Here is an 18,434-nt window from a genome sequence, read left to right as displayed (position 1 = left end):
TGCTCACGGGATCACACCCTCGGATCGCAGGGCCTGGTCGATCTGTTCCCCGATGGTGTCGACCGCGCTCTCCGGCCGGATCCCGGACGGCGGGGACAAGGTGTGGGAGACGGCGATCGACACGTTCTGGTAGGCGGGGGTGAGGGGCCGTACGCTCGCCGATTCCAGGGCGGCCAGCACCTCCTCGGAGAAGGGGTACTCCTTCATGAAGGCGGGCTCGTCGTACAGGGCGCGCAGGGTGGGCGGCAGTCCGCCCTCGAGCGCGGCGGTGAGCTGGTTCTCCCGGTCGCGCAGGCACAGGGCCGCTTCGAAGGCCAGGCCGGGGTGGCGGGAGTAGGCGCTGACGGCGAGGTCGATGCCGCCGATGGTGGGGCGGGCGGGGCGGTCGGCGTCGACGCGGGGGTAGGGCGCCCAGCGGAAGTTCTCGAACAGCCGCGGGTTGTTCGCCTTCATCGACGGATAGACGAACGGGTAGTTGAGCTCGAAGGCCGCCACGCCCGACTCCATGGCCAGGCGGTTCTGGTCCTCCATCTGGTTGGGCAGGGAGGGGTCGGCGGCCGGGGAGTTCGCGAGTTCCCGCATGATCGAGGCGGCCCGTACGGCGGGCGGGCCGAGGGAGGGCTCGGTGGCGCCCGGGTTCAGGATGGTGCCGCCCGCGCTGTTGACCAGCGAGTTGAACCAGACGGTGAGGCCCTCGTACTGGGCGCCCTGGATCTCCACGTAGTGCGGTCTGCCCTGCCGGGCGAGGCCGCGGGACATGTTCAGCATCTCGGACCAGGTCTTCGGCGGGGTGGGCACCAGGTCCTCGCGGTACCACAGGAGCTGGGTGTTGGTGTTGTACGGGACGGCGTAGAGCCGGCCCTTCCAGGTGGCCGTCTGCAGCGGGACGCGGAGGGTGCCCTCGGTGGCCCGGCGCTTCGCCTCCCCCGTCCACTCGCGGATCCAGCGGGCCTCGGCGAACTCCGCGGCCCAGGTGACGTCCAGGCCCAGGATGTCGAGGGAGTCGTCCTCGGCGGCGAGCCTGCGCACCAGCTGCTGGCGCTGGCCGTCGGCGGCCCGGGGCAGTTTGTGGTAGCTGATCCGGTAGCGACCGCCGGACGCCCGGCTGCAGCGGTCGGCGGCCTTCTGCAGGGCGCCGGAGTCGTCGGGGAAGTTGTACCAGTTGAGGGTGGGGCGTGCGGTGTCCTCGTCGCCGCCGCAGGCGGCGAGCGTCGATGCCAGCAGGGTCAGCGCGACCAGCGCCCGCGTCCGTCGCGGCCTTCCGGTACGTCCGCGCCTCGCGTGCACGCGCTCCACACCTCGCTTCCGGGATCGCGGCGCGGGTGTCCGATCCCGCGGCGGTGCCTACCCGGCGAACGCTAAACGGGACATAGGCTGATATCAAGGACATTCATCCGTGGCTCGCCATGACTCACCACGGCGCTCGGCGTGCGGGCGCCGACACCGGTGCCGGTTCAGCCCGTGGAGCCGCCCGGCACCACCAGACCGGTCTCGTAGGCCACGACGACGGCCTGGGCGCGGCTGTCGAGGTCGAGCTTGGTCATCGTGCGGTTCAGATGGGTCTTGACAGTCGCCTCGCTGATGAAGAGCTGTTCGGCTATCTCGGCGTTGGACAGCCCTCTCGCCGTGAGCAGCAGCACCTCGCGTTCCCGGGCGGTGAGCGCCTCCAGGGACGCCGGGGAGTCCGGTACCGGCTCCGAGCGCTGCACGTACGCCTCGATGAGCCTGCGGGTCACGCTCGGCGCGAAGAGCAGGTCCCCGCGCGCGACGGCGCCGATCGCCTCCAGCAGCCGCTCGGGCCCGGTGTCCTTGAGGAGGAAGCCGGACGCGCCGGCGCGCAGGGCCGCGTACACGTACTCGTCGAGGTCGAAGGTGGTGAGCACCAGCACGCGCGGCAGGGGCGGCCGCTCCGCCCGCGTCCCCGGTCCGGGCGGGGACTCGGCGGCCTCGGCGAGGATGCGTTCGGTCGCGGTGATGCCGTCCGTGCCGGGCATGCGGATGTCCATCAGGACCACGTCGGGCCGGGTGTCCGCCGCGCGGGCCACGGCCTCCTCGCCGCCGGTCGCCTCTCCCACGACCTCCACCCCCGGCGCGGCCCGCAGCAGCGCGACGAGCCCCGCGCGGATCAGGTCCTGGTCGTCGACCACGAGCACCCTGATCATCCCCGTAATCGATTCCCTCACTTCCCGGCCCGCGCCGAGGTGGGAAGAGTGAGGCACACGCGGAATCCACCGTCGGCGCGCGGACCGACGTCCACCGTGCCGCCGTAGAGCCTGGCGCGTTCCCGCATGCCGATCAAGCCGTGACCGGACAACGGCGGGACGTTGTCCGGAAGCGATCGCTCCCGCGTCCCGTCGTCGGTGACCGTCACCGTCAGGTCCTGCCGACCGTACGCGACGACCACGGTGGCGTCGGCGGGGCGGGCGTGTTTGATCACATTGGTCAGGGCCTCCTGCACCACGCGGTACGCGCACAGCTCGACACCGGGCGCCAGCGGCCGGGCGGTGCCCTGTATCCGCAGGTCCACCGGGACCCCGGCAGCCCTGACCCGCTCGGCCATCTCCGTGAGCCGGGCGAGGCCGGGCATCGGCGCGTACGGCGTCGTCCCCGCCCCGTCCGGACCGTCCGGGCCGGCACCCGTGGTGTCGTCGGGACCGGTGCGCAGCAGCGTCAGCATGCGGCGCAGTTCACCGAGGCCCTCCTGGCTGGTTTCGTTGATCGTGTCCAGGGCCGCGCGGGCGGTGTCGGGCTCGGAGTCGAAGACGTAACGCGCCAGCCCTCCCTGCACGTTGATCACCGACATGTGGTGGGCGACCACGTCGTGCAGCTCGCGGGCGATCCTGCGCTGCTCCTCGGCGACCGCGCGGCGCATCCGGTCCGCCTGTTCGCGGCGCAGTTGCCCGGCCAGTTCGGCGAGCCGGTCGGCGCGGCGGGCCGAGACGCGGGCGGCGACACCGAACCGGCAGCCGACGGCCGGGAAGACGACCGCCTGGGCGACGACGGCGGGCGTGGGCTGGCCGGCCCGCCAGCCGGCGTACACCCAGACGACGCCCACCACCGCCGTGCAGACGACCGCCGGGCGCACGGAGCGCAGGGCGGCGACCGTGTAGAGGGCGAGGAAGGGGCCCATCGAGTTCACGACGGGCCAGTAGTCGAGGGTGATGAACAGCGCCCACGTCGAGCCGCTGATCGCGAAGACGGTGAGCGGGGCCCGTCGGCGGACCGCGAGCGGTGCGTTGACCAGGCAGGTGACGGCGATGCCGAGGCCGTCCTGGGGCTGCCAGCCCGTCCCCGGTTCGGGCTCGCGGCCGAGCAGGACGGCCACCACGGTGAAGGCCACCGCGATCGTGGCGTCCAGCCACGGGGTTCCTCGTTCGAGCAGCCGTGTGATCCTGTGCACGGCCGCAGCGTACGGGTACGGCGGTGCCCCGACCGCCGGTTTCCCGACGGCCGGGGCTCCCTTCCCCCGGCTCGGATCAGGTCAGGAAGTTGCCGTAGCACTCGGAGTTCCAGGCCCACCGGTGCGAGCTGATGCCGTTGTTCACCCCGGCACCGCTGGTGAAGTAGTTGTCGCTGAGGTTGCTCGCGTAGTACTCGGAGCGGGCCAGGCAGCTGTAGCCGCCGCCCCAGTCGGTTCCGGTGCCGTTGTAGACCGCGACGGCCATGCCCGAGGTGCCCTTGTTCAGCACGGAGCTCGCCTTGTTGGTGTCGCCGCCCTGGAAGGAGCCCGCGCTGTTGCCCCAGTTGGAGTCGTCACCCGCGGCCTTTCCGAGGAAACCGGCGCAGTTGACGCTGTCGTAGGCGTAGAAGTAGCCGGGTGTCGCGCCGGACCACGCGCCGCTGCAGGTGGCGGCCGGCTGCGCGGTGGCGTGTGCGGCCGTCGCGGGAACTCCCGCTCCCAGGGCCGCGAGGGCGAGTGTCGTCAGTACGGCGGGGATCTTGCGCATGGTGGATCGCTCCTTCTGCTCGGGTGTGGACGGGTGGGTCGGTGGTGGTGCGTTCCGCGGCTCGGGGCCGCGGAAGTCGGCGCGTCGCGTCAGGGCGACGCGGTGCCTGCCCCGAGGGCCTCGGCACGGGCCAGCGCGGTGAGGTTCATGCGCCGGAAGGCGGCGATGTCGTCGCGGTAGGGGCGGAGCTTCTCGCTCCGCAGCCGGTGTTCCAGGGTGCGGGCGGTGCGGGCCAGCGCGGTGCTGTTGGCGCAGGTCGCCTCGGCGACGGCCAGCCGCACCTCGGTGGCCCGCGCGGCGGCCGGGCTCATCCCCTCGGTGATCGCGGACCGCTTCTCACGGATCTCGAGCGGAGTGCCGTAGGAGTGACCGGCTTCGCGCATGCAGGCGGCCCAGTCCTCGACCGCGCGCTTGAAGCGGGCGTCGGCGACGATCTCCGGTGCGTAGAGAGCGGTGAGGCTCTGGACCGTCTTCTTGGCACGGAACCAGGCCGGCAGGTCGCCGTACAGCTCCTTCATCGCCGTCGCCCGGCAGCCGTCGCGGGGGGTCCACACCGTGCCGCCCAGCGGCAGGTCGACCGTGACCACGCCGTTGGACGGCGTGCCGTCGAGGGCCGTGTTGTAGCGGACGAGGTCCCGCTCGGCCAGCGTCCCGGCGTAGGCGGTGTTGCGGTCCTCCCGCCGTGCCCGTTCCGCCCGCTCGTCCAGCTCCCGGCCGTAGCCGTACTCCTTCGCCCAGGCGACGTCGGTGAGCACGTATCCGTTGCCCTGCCGGTCGGCGACGCTCGCGACCGGGCCGGTCCAGTACGGGAAGCCCTTCTCCTTCATGCACTTCTCGACGAGGATCTCCTCCCCGCGCTCGACCGTGACCTGCTCGGCGTGCGTCAGGTCGCGCGGCTTTCCCGTGTACCGCGCCGGCTCCGGTTCCGCGGGCGAGGCGCAGCCCGAGACCGCCGCGGCCGTGGCCGCGGTCAGCGCCGCGCAGAGGGAGGCGAACAGAGCTCCCGTCCTGCCGTGACCGTTCCTGGTCATGGGTGAACTCATGCCCGCTCCCCCTGCTGCCCCCGTGGTCTCGCGGGGTGCTCCCCGCTCGAGAACAGAAGCTACGCCGCCGGCCCGGACGGATCGTCAGTCCGCCGGTTGACGATCGCGGTAAACCTCGGCGGTACTCCGCCGGGCGGACTCAACCGTGGTTGCAGGAGACCCACGGGCCGGAACACGGGGAAACGGCCGGAACACGGAAAACGACGGAGAGGCCGCCTCGGGTGTCCCCGATGCGGCCTCCGGCCTGCTGTTCAGCAAGTCGGGACGACAGGATTTGAACCTGCGACCCCTTGACCCCCAGTCAAGTGCGCTACCAAGCTGCGCCACGTCCCGTTGCCCGTCTGACCTGGGGTTTCCCCCGGCCGAACGTGCACGGAAACCATACCGCACTCGGGGCGGTGATCGCGCACGCGTTTACGGGCGCGGCCGCCGAGGCCGGGGGTGCCGCTCCGGTGCCCGGTCAGCGGGCGGCGAGGAGCTCGAGGGTGTCGATCACGCGGTTAGAGAAACCCCACTCGTTGTCGTACCAGGCGACCACCTTGACGTGACGGCCGTCGACGCGGGTGAGGGCCGAGTCGAAGATCGACGACGCCGGGTTTCCCGTGATGTCGGACGACACCAGCGGGTCGTCCGAGTACTCGAGGATCCCGGCGAGCGGCCCCTGAGCCGCGGCGCGGTACGCCGCCAGCACGTCGTCGCGCGTCACCTCGCGGGCGACGGTGGTGTTGAGTTCGACGAGGGAGCCCACCGGAACGGGCACCCGGATCGAGTCGCCCGACAGCTTGCCGTCGAGACCGGGCAGCACGAGTCCGATCGCCTTGGCGGCGCCCGTCGTCGTCGGCACGATGTTGACGGCGGCGGCGCGGGCGCGGCGGGCGTCGCGGTGCGGACCGTCCTGCAGGTTCTGCTCCTGCGTGTAGGCGTGCACCGTCGTCATGAAGCCGTGCTCGATGCCGGCGAGTTGGTCGAGCACCGCGGCCAGCGGCGCGAGCGCGTTGGTCGTGCACGAGGCGTTCGAGACGATCGTGTGCGCGGCCGGGTCGTACGCGTCGGTGTTGACCCCGAACGCGAGGGTGACGTCGGCGCCCTCCGACGGTGCGCCGACCAGCACCTTCTTCGCGCCGGCGGCGAGGTGGGCACGGGCGGCCCCGGCCGAGGTGAAGCGGCCGGTCGCCTCGAGCACGAGGTCCACGCCGAGTTCGGCCCAGGGCAGCCGTGCCGGTTCGCGCTCGGCGAGCACCGTGATGCGGCGGCCGTCGACGACGAGGGCGTCGCCGTCGGTGTTCACCGGGCGGCCGAGCCGACCGGCCGTCGTGTCGTAGGCGAGCAGCCGGGCGAGGGTGGCGGGCTCCGTGAGGTCGTTGACGGCGACGACCTCGAGGGCGCTGTCGCGTTCGAGCAGTGCGCGCAGCACGTTGCGTCCGATGCGGCCGAATCCGTTGATCGCGATACGAGTCATGAGTGGTGTCCCTTCGGTTCGCCACCAGCGTCGCGTGCGGCACCCACCCCTGACAGCGGCGTGATCGCCACGGTTCGCAAGGATCGTGCCACGTGCCCGGCGGCTACTCGCCCCGGGCGAAGGTGCGCCGGTACTCGCTCGGCGTGGTGCCGAGGATGCGCTGGAAGTGCAGCCGCAGATTGGCACCGGTGCCGAGCCCGACGTCGGCGGCGATCTGCTCGACACTCCGCTGCGAACGTTCGAGCAGTTCGCGGGCCACGTCGACGCGGGCACGCATGACCCACTGCATCGGCGTGTAGCCCGTGTCCTCGACGAAGCGCCGCGAGAACGTGCGCGGCGAGACCGCCGCGTGCCGGGCGAGCAGCTCCAGGGTGAGGGGTTCACCGAGCCGGTGCAGCGCCCACTCGCGGGTGGTGGCGAACCGCTCGCCGAGGGGCTCGGGCACGCTGCGCGGCACGTACTGCGCCTGACCGCCGCTGCGGTAGGGGGCCGCGACCAGGCGGCGGGCCGCGTGGTTGGACGCGGCCACCCCGAGGTCGCCGCGCAGGATGTGCAGGCACAGGTCGATGCCCGACGCGGCGCCGGCCGACGTCAGCACGCTGCCCTCGTCGACGAACAGGACGTTCTCGTCGACCCGGACGCGCGGGTGCTTCGCCGCCAGCGCCCGCGTGTAGTGCCAGTGCGTCGTGGCCCGTCTGCCGTCGAGCAGACCCGTGGCGGCGAGCGCGAAGGCGCCCGTGGAGATGGCGGCGAGCCGCGTGCCCCGGGCGTGGGCGGCGGTCAGCGCGTCGACGACGGCCTCCGGCGGGTCGTCGCGGTCCGGGAACCGGTAGCCGGGGATGAAGACGGTGTCGGCCCACGCGAGCGTGTCCGGGCCGTGGGCGACGTGGTACGACAGGCCGTCGCCGCCGGTGACGGGACCGGGTGCGGCCCCGCACACCCGCACCTCGTACGGCATGCTCGCGCGGGTCGTGAACACCTGGGCGGGGATGCCGACGTCGAGCGGCTTCGCCCCCTCGAGGATCAGGACGGCGACGCGACGAAGACGTGTGGCTGGCACGGGAGAGAGGTTACGCGGGGCGTGGCCCTGCCACGCCCACCGCGTGGACCGGGCGGACGGCACCGGCTCGCCGGGGCCCGCTCCTCGACGTGCCCGGCCCGGGGGCCGGGCCGGACGGCGCGGGCGCGGTCGTGCACCGCGTCGCTGAGCCGGTTCACGACCGCTCCCGGCTGACGCACGCCCTGCGGCCCGGCCCGGCGCGATCGCGGGCGTGGGCCGCCGTCCGGCGACGGCCGGGCGTTCCTCAGGCCGCGGGCGGCAGGCCCAGCCGGGGGTGCGCCTCGAGGAGCCGCGGCGGGGCTCCCTGACGCCAGGAGTCGGCGAGGATGTCGCGCAGTTCGCCCTCGTCCTCCAGGGCGGCGAGGCGGACCCTGACCCAGGCGAACTGCGCCTCGTGGCCGGCGATCCAGAACTTCTCCGGTTCGGCGAGGGCCAGTTCGTCGCGCTCCTCCTTGGGGCAGCGCACGGCGATGGAGGTCTCGTCCTCGGGCAGGGTGGCGAACATCTTCCCCGCGACCCGGAACGTGGGCATGCTCCAGGCGACCTTCTCCGTGGTGTCCGGCAGGGACAGGGCGATCCGTCGTACGTCTTCGGCATCCGGCATGGCAGGCACCGTATCGGCCGGCACTGACACTCACCCGGTGCCGGCCGGTGCGGGGCCCGCTCCCGGGCGCTTGTAGTAGATCGTCGTCGGCCGCAGCACCCCGGCGGGGTCCGCCGCGTAGTCGGGGATGGCCCCGACGGGGGTCCAGCCGGAGGAGCGGTAGAGGTGCTCGGCCGGGCTGCCGGTCTCGGTGTCCAGGTGCAGCAGGGTGATGCCCCGCGCGGCGGCCGCCTCCTCCGCGACGGCCAGCAGCCGCCGGCCGAGGCCCCGGCCACGGGCCGCACGGTGCACCATCAGCTTCACCAGTTCCGCGCGGTGGGTGCTGTTGGGTTTGTCGGGAAGGGCGAGGCTCACGGTGCCCAGCACCCGTCCGGGTTCCTCGTACGCCACCCACACCGCGAGCCGGCCGGCGGCGACGGCCGTGGACCGTTCCCTCCACCAGGCGGCCGCCTCCGCGCGGTCGAGCGGGGCGAGGAAGCCGACGGAGGCGCCACCGTCCACCGTGTCGGCCAGCAGTTCGGCCAACTCCGTTGTCAGGCCGGTCAGTCGAGTGGCATCGAGCCAGATGACGTTCACGGCCGCACCACCGCCAGGACGTAGCGCACGTCTTCGGGGCCGGGGCAGCGGAACCGGGTCGGCCCCCAGACGCGGAGCCTGAGGCAGTCGCCGCCGCCGAGGCGGTGCTCGACGTCCCGGTCCGTCACGGCGAGGGCTCCTTCCAGCACCCAGACGTGCTGTTCCAGGCCGGGCACGGGCGGCCGGTCGTAGGCGATGTCCGCACCGGCCGCGAGCCGTCCCTCGACGAGTTCGCCGCGCAGTCCGTCGTGCGGCGGGGACACGGACCGGCGGACGAATCCGGACGCCCTGTCCTCCCACACCGGCTGGTCGGCGGCCCGCACCACCGGCGCGGGGGCCGCCTCGACCTCGCTGAGCAGCTGGGACATGGTCCGGCCGTAGACGGCGCAGAGACGGTTCAGCAGGGAGGCGGTGGGGCTCGTCTCCGCCCGCTCGGCCCTGGACAGGGTGGAACGGCTGACACCGCTGCGCTCCGCCAGCTCTCCGAGGGACCAGCCGTGCTCGGCCCTGAGCTCGGCCAGTCGCGCGCCGAGCCGGAGATCGACGGGGTCCGGGGACGGCCCCGGTTCATCGCGTTTCATATCAGGGAGAGTATCCCGTATCCGGGATCGCCCGTGCGTCGCGGTCGGCGGCCGTACGCCCTTCATACGGCATGAGCACGACAGCAAGAGAGAAGCGTCACGGCGGACCGTGAGCGGGCAGCCCCGGAGCGGCCGCCCGGTCACGGGGAGGGCCGGGCGGCCGGGCCTGCCGGGTCCCGGTCCGCCCGTCCGTCGGGCCGCTGATCCACAACGTCCGACGTGACCTGGGATATACCCTTTGACGCCTGGTTGTGCCTAGCTTGGCCGACGGCTCTCGCGCACGGTGCCGTGACATCGAGGGCACGCCCCGTCGATCGTTCAGGAGACCCATGCGCCCCCGCGTACCCACCGTCCCCCGCATACCCGCTCTCCCACCCCTCGCCCTGGCGGGCGGTGCGCTGACCGTGGGCATCGGCGGTCTGTATCTCGCCGGGCTGCTGCTCACCGGCGGTGAGATCGAGGCGGGCACGACGGTGCGCGGCGTGGACATCGGGGGCCTGACCCGCGAGGAGGCCACCCGGAAGCTGGAGGAGCACCTGGTGGGGGCCGGCCCGCGGAAGCTGGCGGTGAAGGTCGGCGACCGCGAGGGTGCGGTCGATCCGCGGCAGGCGGGGCTCACCTTCGGCATCCGGGAGACCCTGGACCGGGCGACGTCCACGGGCACCGGTCCGGTCGGTGTGATCGGCGGGTTGTTCCGCTCCGGCGGTGAGATCGAGCCGGTCGTGCGGGTCGACGAGGACAAGGCCCGTGCCGCCCTCGGGAAGCTGGCGACGACGCTCGACGAGAAGGTCCGCGACGGCGCCGTCTCCTTCGCCGACGGCCGTGTCGAGCAGACCGCCCCGCGCACCGGGTACGCGCTGGACGTGGACGCCGCGATCGGCGCCCTGCGCGCCCCCTTCCTGCGCGGCGCGGCGGACTCGGTCACGGCGCTGCCCGCACACGAGACCGAGCCAGAGGTCACGGCGGCCGAGGTGCGGCGGGCGGTGCGCGAGTTCGCGCAGCCGGCGATGTCGGCGCCGGTCACGCTCACCGCGGGCGGCAAGCGGTTCACGATCACCCCGGCCGTGCTGGACGATCACCTGACGATGCGGCCGGACGAGGCCGGCAGGCTCACACCGGAACTCGACAGCAAGGGCCTGCGTGCCGCGCCCGCGGTGGCCGACGTCCTGAACGGCCTGCCCACCACCCCCCGGAACGCCCGGCTGGGGCTCGAGGGCGACAAGGTCGTGGTGACCGCCGACGCCAGGCCCGGCGTGCAGGTCACCGACAAGGCCCTGGGCAAGGCCGTCCTGCCCCTGCTCACCGAGTCGGGCGCCGCCCGCACCGGTGAGGTGGACGCGCGGCTGATCCAGCCGGAGGTCACCCGCGAGAACGCGGCCCGGCTGGGGCTCACCGAGAAGATGTCCTCCTTCACCGTCGATTTCGAGCCGGCCGCCTACCGCACGACGAACGTCGGCCGGGCCGTGGAACTCATCGACGGCTCCGTCGTCATGCCGGGCGAGACCTGGAGCTTCAACCGGACCGTCGGCGAACGCACCGAGGCCAACGGCTTCGTCGACGGCGTCATGATCTACGACGACCAGTACCGGAAGGCCCCCGGCGGCGGTGTCTCCGCCGTGGCCACGACCGTCTTCAACGCGATGTTCTTCGCCGGGGTCCAGCCCGTCGAGTACGGCGCCCACTCCTTCTACATCGAGCGCTACCCCGAGGGCCGTGAGGCGACGGTCGCCTGGGGCAGCCTGGACCTGAGGTTCACCAACGACTCCGGCAAGGCCGTCTACATCCAGGCCGAGTCCACCGACACCTCGCTGACCGTCAGCTTCCTCGGCACGAAGAAGTACGACCGGATCACGTCGGTCAAGGGGCCGCGCACCGACGTGCGGCAGCCGGCGAAGCGGGTGAGCACCGCTGAGCAGTGCGTGCCGCAGACCCCGCTCGAGGGCTTCGACGTCACCGTCGAGCGGGTCTTCCACGACGACGGCCGGGAAGTGCGGCGGGAACCGTTCCGCACGCACTACACCCCGCGTGACGAGATCATCTGCGAAGCGGCGCCGACCGGGCGCCGGCCCTGAGGAGGCGGCCCCGTCGGGAGTGACGGCGCGGGCCGCCGCACCGTCTCACCTCCCGGCCGACCGGGGCGCGGAGCTGCGGGCCATGAGGTGTTCGACCAGGGTGAGCAGGACGTCCCGGCCTTCGGTCCGCTCGCGTGCGTCGCACATCACCAGGGGGACCTGGGGGTCCAGGTCCAGGGCGGTGCGGACCTCCTCGGGCGTGCGGTCGCGGACGTTGTGGAAGCAGTTGACCGCGACGACGAACGGGACGCCGCGGCTTTCGAAGAAGTCGATGGAGGCGAAGCTGACCTCCAGGCGGCGGGTGTCGACCAGTACCACCGCTCCCAGGGCTCCGAGCACCAGGTCGTTCCACATGAACCAGAAGCGTTCCTGGCCGGGGGTCCCGAACAGGTAGACCACCAGTTCGTCGCTGATGGTGATGCGCCCGAAGTCCAGGGCGACGGTGGTGGTGGTCTTGCCGTCGACGCCGACCAGGTCGTCCACGCCGACACTGGCACGGGTCAGGTATTCCTCGGTGTGCAGGGGGGCGACCTCGCTGACCGCGCCGACCAGCGTGGTCTTGCCCACACCGAAGCCGCCGGCGATCAGGATCTTCACGGCCTGGGCCGTCTGTGCCGGATCAGAGCCCGCGGAGCCCATCTCTCACCGCCTCAAGGATCGTCATGTCGGGGAGGGTCCCGTTGTGCGCGAAGGACAGGGGCGGCCGGGCCCGTACCCGGCCGGCGTCGATCAGGTCGCCGATGAGGATCTTGGTCACCGACACCGGCAGGTCGAGCTCGGCGGCGATCTCGGCCACCGCGACGGGCCTGCGCGCACACAGGCGCAGGACGGTGCGGTGTTCCGGCTGCAGTGCGGGCCGGCCGGCCGCGGTGTCCGTGCCCGCCGTGGTCCGTACCGTGATCAGGGTGATCAGGGTCAGGTCGTCACGGCCGGCGGTGGTACGGCCGCCGGTGATGGTGTAGGGACGGACCAGCGGTTCGTCGGCGTCGTCCTCCAGGTCGTCCGTCCAGTGCCTCATGCGCCGGCCCCGGGGCCGGCGGGCGGGGACGGGTCGGACCGCGGGGTGCGTGCGTCGGTGCCCAGTTTCTGGCCCACCTGCTGGACCAGGGTGTGCATGGCGACCGCCATCACTTCGGCGTCGACCTCCTGGGAGGTGACCACGGCCAGGTGGGTGCCCCGGCCGGCCGCGGTGACGAACAGCCACAGGTCGGCCATCTCGACGATGACCTGGTGGACCGGACCGCCCTGGAAGAGCTGTCCGACGCCGCGGGCCAGGCTCTGCTGACCGGTGGCGATCGCGGCCAGGCGCTCGGCGTCGGAGCGCTCGATGGTCTTCGAGCGGCTGATCACCAGGCCGTCGTCGGACAGCACGACGGCGTGCCGGGTACCGGCCACCTGGTCGACCAGCCCGTCGAGGAGCCAGTCCAGGTCTGCGTCGGTGGCGGTGGTTCGCTGAGTCATCCTCGGTCTTCCCTCGTGGGCGGTTCGGTCTGGTCGGTGCCGGGCGCGGACGGCCGCGCGCCGGCGGCGCGGTTCTTGCGGGACTGCCGCTGGAAGGCGCCGATGGTGGCGCCGGAGCGGGCCGGGGCGCCGGGCGGGGCCTGGGCGGCCGGGGAGTCCTGCGGAGCCGGTGCGCGCAGCTCGGCCACCAGGCTGGCCTGACGCGTCCGACGAGGCAGCGGTGCGGGTCCGTCCTGCGGGTCCGGCGGACCCGCGGGGGCCGGCACCGGTGCGGTGACGTCGGCCATCGCCTGTCCCCGCGACCGTACCGGCAGGCCGTCCGGGCCGTCCGTGCGGCGGGATCCGTCCACGGGACGGGGACCGGTGTGCCGGCGCGGCGGGAGGTGGGGGGTGCCGACGTCGTCGGGCGACGGGCCGCCGGCCGCGTCCGGCACCGACCGGGGCCGCTCGGCCACGAGGTCCTGCGGGACGAGGACGATGACGCGGGTGCCGCCGAACGCCGACGGCCGCAGTTCCACCTGCAGGCCCAGGCCCGCCGACAGCCGGGCCACCACGTACAGGCCCAGGCGCACGTCGTCGGCGCGGGTCACCACGTCCATCTGCGGGGGCGCCTGCATCAGGGCGTTGACGGCCTCGTACTGCTCGGCCTCCATGCCCAGTCCGCGGTCCTCTATCTCCACCGCGACGCCCCGGCTGACCGGCGCCGCCTTGATCTCGACCGGCGCCGGCGGCTTGGAGAAGGCGGTCGCGTTCTCCATCAGCTCGGCCAGGATGTGGATCAGCGGTCCCACCGCCCGCTCGGAGATCCACGGCCGGCCCTCGACGTCGATCTCGATGCGCCGGTAGTCCTGGACCTCGCCCTGCGCGGCGCGCAGGACGTCCAGCAGCGGCACCGGCTTGCGCCAGCGGCGCCGGGGCTGGCCGCCCGCGAGGATCACCAGGTTCTCCTCGTAGCGGCGCAGCCGGGCGGTGAGGTGGTCCAGGTCGAACAGGCCCTCCAGCACCTGCGGGTCCTCGTGCCGGCGCTCCAGCTCGTCCAGCTTCTTCAGCTGCAGGCCGATCAGCAGCTGGGTGCGGCGCGCGATGCGCTGCAGCAGCCGCTCGAAACCCCGGTGCTGCTCAGCCTGGCGCACCGCGGTGTGCACCGCGGTGCGGCTGGCCAGGTTCAGCGCCCGGCTCAGCTCGCCGAACTCGTCCGAGGCCGGGGAGAGCTCCGGGACCTCGGCGTCCACGTCCACGTCCTCGCCCTGTTCGAGCCGGGTGACGACCTGCGGCAGCCGCTGTTCCAGGTCCTGTGCCTGGTCGTGCACGGCCAGGACGCGCCGGCGCAGGACCGCGGTCAGCCGCCAGGTCATCAGTACGACCAGGAGGACGGCGAGCAGGCCCAGGGCGGCCACGGAGTACAGGTACAGCTCCAGCTTCCGCACGGCGTCGGCGCCGGCGGCGTTGGAGATCCGGCTGTGCGCGCCGATGAGTTCCTCGAGCCGGGCGACCGAGGTGTCCGCCGCGGTCCGCCACTGCTCGGCGCGGGCCGGCGACAGCGTGACGCCCTCGCCTCCGGCGGCCTGCAGCCACTCCTCCAGCTCGACCCGCGTCTGCCACTCCCTGCTCCGGGTCATCGCCGTGTACAGCCGGCTCTCCTCGGCGTTGAGGTTCGGTGCCACGCGCGACGTGAGGAGGTACTCGTGGGTGCCGACGGCGTCGGTGACCAGGTCGTAGTCCTCGGCGGACAGCCGGCCCGAGGCCCAGCCGCGCGCCAGCACCGCGTCCTCGCGGCCGATCATGTCCACGGCCCCGTTCAGGTCGAACAGGACCTGTGACAGGCCGGTCACCTCACCGTTGGCACCGCGGGAGATCGCCGCGAAGACCTCGGTGCTGGCTCCGACGGCCTCGGTGTAGTAGGTGAACGCCCGGTCCTCGTCGGCGGTCCCCGTGTCCACCGCGCGGCGCTCCTGCGCCAGCCGGTCGGCCACCCGTACGGTCCGGGAGAGCGCGGCGGCCAGGCCCTGCTGGCCGTCGCTGGTGTCCGCCGAGGCCAGCGGCCGGAAGTCCGCCAGGGCCCGGTCGGTGACCGTGCGCTGCCGGGTCAGGTCGGCCCGGGAGGCCCGGGGCGAGGCCAGCGCTTCCTGGGTCAGCCGCCGCTCCCGCTGCAGGGCGTTGAACAGGGCCGCGTTGCGCGGGCCCACGGTCGTCTTCAGGTCGAGCTGGGCGGCCTGCACCCGGTACTCGTTGCCCAGTTCGTAGGTGGCCAGGCCCTACAGCGAGACCAGGGCCGCGCTCGGCACGAGCAGCACCGTGCGCAGCGGCAGGCGCCGTTCGCCGGCCGCCCACGGCTGCTTGTCCGTCGTGCCCCTCCGTCGGCGGACGGCCCGCACGCTGTCCGTTCCGCGTCGTCCGTCCGTGTTCGTTCCACTCACCCGCAGGCCACTCTCCTCGTCACCGGTCAGCCGCACCTGCGACGAGAACGCGCCAGACAGTAGCGGTTGGTGGCCTGATCTTAGCCATGCGGTGCACGAAGGTCGAAAACGCATTCGACGGAGCGGGCGCGCGCGGCCCGCTGAAACCGGACCTGTCGGCCCGTAACGGAATATCAGATTCCGGTGTTCTCGTCACAACGGCCGGTGGCCGGCCGGGGAAGGGCTCCGCGGCCGTACCGCGGGATCGGCGGATGCTCCACGGGCGGGGGAAAGGCGCGCGTCGTGGGCCGGGGGGAGGCGCACACCGTGGGCCGGGGAAAGGCGCGCACCGTCCGCACCGTACCGTCCGGCGGCTCCCGGTCAGTCCTCCTGGATCACGGAGAGGACGTTCCCGGCCGGGTCGGTGAACCACGCGATCGCCGCGGGGCCGTCGCCGCCGACCCGGACGATGCCCTTCTCGTCGTGGTCGAATTCCGCGTAGCGCTCCAGGGTGATGCCGCGCCGCTCCAGTTCGGCGACGGCGGACACGATGTCGTCGACGGGGAAGTTGAGGATCGTGAACGTCGCGGGAGCGTGTGTCTCCTTCGGGTAGACGAAGACCCGCGCACCGCTGCCGAGCGTGAGGGTCAGCACCCGCATGTCCCCCTGCCCGCTCTCCTCCACCGGGAGGCCCAGGGTCTCGCCGTAGAACCGGCGGGCCTCTCCGAGGTCGTCGACCGAGAAACCGCTGAACGCCTGCGCCTGACCGAACACGCTCCGTGCCTCCTCCGTGGGTGGGCCGTCCCGCACGTCCCGGACCACACCCTGCACACCACCGCGCCGGGCGCACCACTCGGACGGCCGCCGGATGGCCGTACGCCCTTCACCCCGCGGGGAGACCCGCCCGCCCGGGGGGGCAGGTCGCCCTGCCGCCGGCCCCGGGCGGGCCGGGCGTCAGCCTCCCGAGCAGACGGCGCCGTTGAGGCGGAAGACCGTCGGCTGCGGGTTGGGCCCGTCGTTGGCGCCGACGAAGCCGAACGAGGCCGCCGACCCGCCGTCCGGGGCCAGCGGCCCGGCCCCCTCGGAGGCGGTCACCCGTACATGCCTGCCGGTCTGGTGGAACGTGGCGTTCCAGCCGGAGGAGACCGACTGGCGGTCGGTCGGCCAGTCCCAGTCCACGGTCCAGCCGGTCACCGGGGTGTCCGAGAGGTTCCGGACGGTGACCGTGGCCACGAAGCCGTTGCCCCAGCTCGTGTCGTGGTGGTAGGTCACCGCACAGGGGGCGTCCGGCGGGGTGCCGGTGGTGAAGGTCAGCGGAGCGGACGGCGCGGAGAGCCGGCCCGCGGCGTCGGCCGCCAGCACGTTGACCGTGTGGGTGCTGCCCGGAGGCAGGTTCCGCAGGGTCACGGACGTGCCGGTGGTCTCGCCCACCACGTGGGTGTGCGCGCCGTCGCGCGCCTGGACCAGGTAGCGGGTGGCGCCCGCCGCGCCCTCCCAGGACAGGCGCGCGGTGGTGTCGGTCACCGTCTCCAGCCTCGGTGTCCCCGGCGCCTCGGCGCCGGAGGCGCCGGACCCGGTGCCGGCCTGCGGGGTGAGGGTGAGCGTGAGCATCCCGTACGGCGGCACGGTGACCCGGGAGGCGGACGCCGCGCCGTCGGTGACGTCGGTGATGTCGCCGTCGCCGCGCGCGTAACGGCTGACCTCGGGTGCGGCGGCGGACGGGGTGAAGCCCGCGTACGCGAGGTCCACGGTCCGGGCGGCGTCCGGGTCCTTGTTGACGAGCAGGACGCTCAGCCGTCCGTCGCGACGGTGCACGGCGTGGGCGGAGACGTCCTGCGCGGAGGACGCGGCGGCGACCAGGGTGTCGCCCGCGGTGCCCAGTTCGCTGGTCATCTTCATGCCGTAGTAGGGGTGGAACGGCGTGTTGGGCGCCGGCTCGCAGACGTCACCGGTGCAGGCGCCGCTGGAGAGCATCCCCATGTCCCCGTAGTCGGTCTCGCCGTCGACGGTGGTGATCCGGCCCGCGCCGTTGTGGGTGTTCCACCAGTCCACGGTGAACACGCCGTTCTCCAGGGCCGTCATGAACGCGTCGGCGGCGAACAGCCCGTTGGGACGGGCGGTGAGCAGGGCGCCGCCGGTGTTGGTGTTGATCTCGGTGAGGGCGATGCCGATGCGCGGTGAGTCGGCGCCGGCGTACCGGTCGATCTGGTTGCGCACCTCCCGCAGCTCGCCGGGCAGCCTGGTCAGCCTCGTCATGGCGTCCTCGGCGGTGGTGTCGGCGCCGCCCGCGTACCAGTGGACGCTCACGAAGTCGATGACGTCGGTGACTTCGGAGAGCACGGTGTGGTTCCAGTCGCCCGGATCGCCCTCGCCGACGACGCCGTCCGGCCAGTGGCCCGGGGTGGTGAGCACCGCGCCGATCCTGATGGTGGGGTCGACGGCCTTCATGGCCTCGGCGTAGGCGCGGACCTGACGGGCGTACTCCCGAGGGCTCTTGTCCTCGTGCTCGTCGTGCTCCCAGCCGTTGCCGTAGTGGCCGTTGCCGTAGATCTCGTTGCCGATCTCCCAGTACTTCGCGTCGTAGTCCTTGGTGACGTTGGCGTACCGGACCCAGCCGGCCGCCTCCTCGGGCGTGCCGGAGCCGTAGTTGGCGATCAGGATCGGCTGGGCGCCGGCGGCGCGGACGGTGCCCATGAAGGCGTCGAAGCCGGTGCCGGGGGCGACGTATCCGCCGGGCGCGGTGTGCGTCTCCCAGTGGTAGATGTCCGCGTACGAGCCGCCGGGGTAGCGCATCGCCCCGACGTCGGCCGCCTTCATCAGGTCGGCGACCTCGGGATCGTTCATGTGCGAGTCCCAGACGGCCGCGTTGACCCCGCGTGCGGTGTCGGGCATGCGGCCCAGCGACGCCTGCGTGTTGACCCGGACGTCGACGTCCGCGGCGGCGGCCTCGGGAGCGGCGGCCGACGCGGCACCGGCGGTGTTCAGTGGCGCCAGCAGGGCGAGCGCGGCAGCCAGGGCGGCGGCGGCGCGCGCGAGGTGGCGGGGACCGGTACCGGCCGGCCGGCCGGGTCTCTGCGGCAAGGACATGGGGATCCTCCCTCGGGGTCCGGCGGCGCGGGCGGGGCGGCGGGTGCCGGACCCTGCGGCCGGACGGGCTGGACACCGGTGCGGCAGCAGGACGTTCCGCGCCGGCGGCACAGGAAACGGTGCGTGGATGCGGTGCGGTCGTGCACGG

Annotated in this window: 18 protein-coding genes and 1 tRNA gene; 1 reads left to right on the top strand and 18 read right to left on the bottom strand. The window is 73.1% G+C overall.

Annotation, left to right across the window (positions count from 1 at the left end; genetic code table 11):
* Positions 1-3: 3 nt before the first annotated feature.
* The 11 genes from AB0A94_RS28435 to AB0A94_RS28385 form a co-directional block, all read right to left on the bottom strand.
* Entirely contained in the window at positions 4-1,287 is a 1,284-nt protein-coding gene (locus AB0A94_RS28435) for an ABC transporter substrate-binding protein (protein ID WP_361748754.1), read from the bottom strand.
* 167 nt (positions 1,288-1,454) lie between these two features.
* On the bottom strand, positions 1,455-2,162 hold the full coding sequence (locus AB0A94_RS28430; RefSeq protein ID WP_361748753.1) for a response regulator transcription factor: 708 nt from the start codon (positions 2,160-2,162) through the stop codon (positions 1,455-1,457).
* 17 nt (positions 2,163-2,179) lie between these two features.
* Entirely contained in the window at positions 2,180-3,400 is a 1,221-nt protein-coding gene (locus AB0A94_RS28425; RefSeq protein ID WP_361748752.1) for a sensor histidine kinase, read from the bottom strand.
* A gap of 76 nt (positions 3,401-3,476) precedes the next feature.
* Positions 3,477-3,947: a hypothetical protein gene (locus tag AB0A94_RS28420; protein ID WP_361748751.1), complete on the bottom strand. Its 471-nt coding sequence runs from the start codon at positions 3,945-3,947 to the stop codon at positions 3,477-3,479.
* A gap of 89 nt (positions 3,948-4,036) precedes the next feature.
* Positions 4,037-4,978, bottom strand: coding sequence for a hypothetical protein (locus AB0A94_RS28415; protein ID WP_361748750.1), 942 nt, complete (start codon positions 4,976-4,978; stop codon positions 4,037-4,039).
* A 271-nt stretch (positions 4,979-5,249) separates the two neighbouring features.
* Positions 5,250-5,323: transfer RNA gene (locus AB0A94_RS28410), tRNA-Pro, on the bottom strand.
* Between the two features lie 127 nt (positions 5,324-5,450).
* Positions 5,451-6,449, bottom strand: coding sequence for a type I glyceraldehyde-3-phosphate dehydrogenase (gene gap, locus AB0A94_RS28405; protein WP_361748749.1), 999 nt, complete (start codon positions 6,447-6,449; stop codon positions 5,451-5,453).
* A 103-nt stretch (positions 6,450-6,552) separates the two neighbouring features.
* Entirely contained in the window at positions 6,553-7,509 is a 957-nt protein-coding gene (locus AB0A94_RS28400; protein ID WP_361748748.1) for a helix-turn-helix domain-containing protein, read from the bottom strand.
* A gap of 244 nt (positions 7,510-7,753) precedes the next feature.
* The gene (locus AB0A94_RS28395; RefSeq protein WP_361748747.1) at positions 7,754-8,113 is read right to left on the bottom strand and encodes an MmcQ/YjbR family DNA-binding protein; all 360 of its coding nucleotides are present in this window, start codon (positions 8,111-8,113) and stop codon (positions 7,754-7,756) included.
* Between the two features lie 30 nt (positions 8,114-8,143).
* Positions 8,144-8,689 (bottom strand): GNAT family N-acetyltransferase, encoded by a 546-nt coding sequence (locus tag AB0A94_RS28390; RefSeq protein ID WP_361748746.1) that lies wholly within the window; start codon positions 8,687-8,689, stop codon positions 8,144-8,146.
* Positions 8,686-9,270 (bottom strand): XRE family transcriptional regulator, encoded by a 585-nt coding sequence (locus AB0A94_RS28385; protein ID WP_361748745.1) that lies wholly within the window; start codon positions 9,268-9,270, stop codon positions 8,686-8,688. Before AB0A94_RS28385 ends, AB0A94_RS28390 begins: the two co-directional genes overlap by 4 nt.
* A gap of 329 nt (positions 9,271-9,599) precedes the next feature.
* On the opposite strand from AB0A94_RS28385, the gene AB0A94_RS28380 reads away from it, so the two are divergent.
* Positions 9,600-11,342: a VanW family protein gene (locus AB0A94_RS28380; protein ID WP_361748744.1), complete on the top strand. Its 1,743-nt coding sequence runs from the start codon at positions 9,600-9,602 to the stop codon at positions 11,340-11,342.
* 45 nt (positions 11,343-11,387) lie between these two features.
* On the opposite strand, the gene AB0A94_RS28375 is transcribed toward AB0A94_RS28380, so the two are convergent.
* The 7 genes from AB0A94_RS28375 to AB0A94_RS28345 form a co-directional block, all read right to left on the bottom strand.
* Positions 11,388-11,981 carry an ATP/GTP-binding protein gene (locus AB0A94_RS28375; protein ID WP_361748743.1) on the bottom strand — a complete coding sequence of 198 codons (594 nt, stop codon included), beginning with the start codon at positions 11,979-11,981 and terminating at the stop codon, positions 11,388-11,390.
* Positions 11,962-12,360, bottom strand: a complete 399-nt coding sequence (locus AB0A94_RS28370) for a DUF742 domain-containing protein (protein ID WP_217130952.1) — start codon at positions 12,358-12,360, stop codon at positions 11,962-11,964. Before AB0A94_RS28370 ends, AB0A94_RS28375 begins: the two co-directional genes overlap by 20 nt.
* Positions 12,357-12,803 carry a roadblock/LC7 domain-containing protein gene (locus tag AB0A94_RS28365; protein WP_361748742.1) on the bottom strand — a complete coding sequence of 149 codons (447 nt, stop codon included), beginning with the start codon at positions 12,801-12,803 and terminating at the stop codon, positions 12,357-12,359. The genes AB0A94_RS28370 and AB0A94_RS28365 overlap by 4 nt, the downstream gene beginning before the upstream one ends.
* Complete coding sequence (locus AB0A94_RS28360) at positions 12,800-15,022, bottom strand: nitrate- and nitrite sensing domain-containing protein (protein WP_361748741.1); 2,223 nt, start codon at positions 15,020-15,022, stop codon at positions 12,800-12,802. Before AB0A94_RS28360 ends, AB0A94_RS28365 begins: the two co-directional genes overlap by 4 nt.
* Positions 15,023-15,058: 36 nt before the next feature.
* Entirely contained in the window at positions 15,059-15,220 is a 162-nt protein-coding gene (locus tag AB0A94_RS28355; RefSeq protein WP_361748740.1) for a hypothetical protein, read from the bottom strand.
* 360 nt (positions 15,221-15,580) lie between these two features.
* Positions 15,581-15,973, bottom strand: coding sequence for a VOC family protein (locus AB0A94_RS28350; RefSeq protein ID WP_361748739.1), 393 nt, complete (start codon positions 15,971-15,973; stop codon positions 15,581-15,583).
* Between the two features lie 180 nt (positions 15,974-16,153).
* Entirely contained in the window at positions 16,154-18,286 is a 2,133-nt protein-coding gene (locus tag AB0A94_RS28345) for a cellulose binding domain-containing protein (RefSeq protein WP_361748738.1), read from the bottom strand.
* Positions 18,287-18,434: the final 148 nt, after the last annotated feature.

The organism is Streptomyces sp. NPDC044984 (assembly GCF_040646935.1).
In the GTDB taxonomy this organism is placed as follows: domain Bacteria; phylum Actinomycetota; class Actinomycetes; order Streptomycetales; family Streptomycetaceae; genus Streptomyces.
Note: the sequence above shows the minus strand (reverse complement) of the source record. Positions and strands in the feature narration are given on the sequence as shown.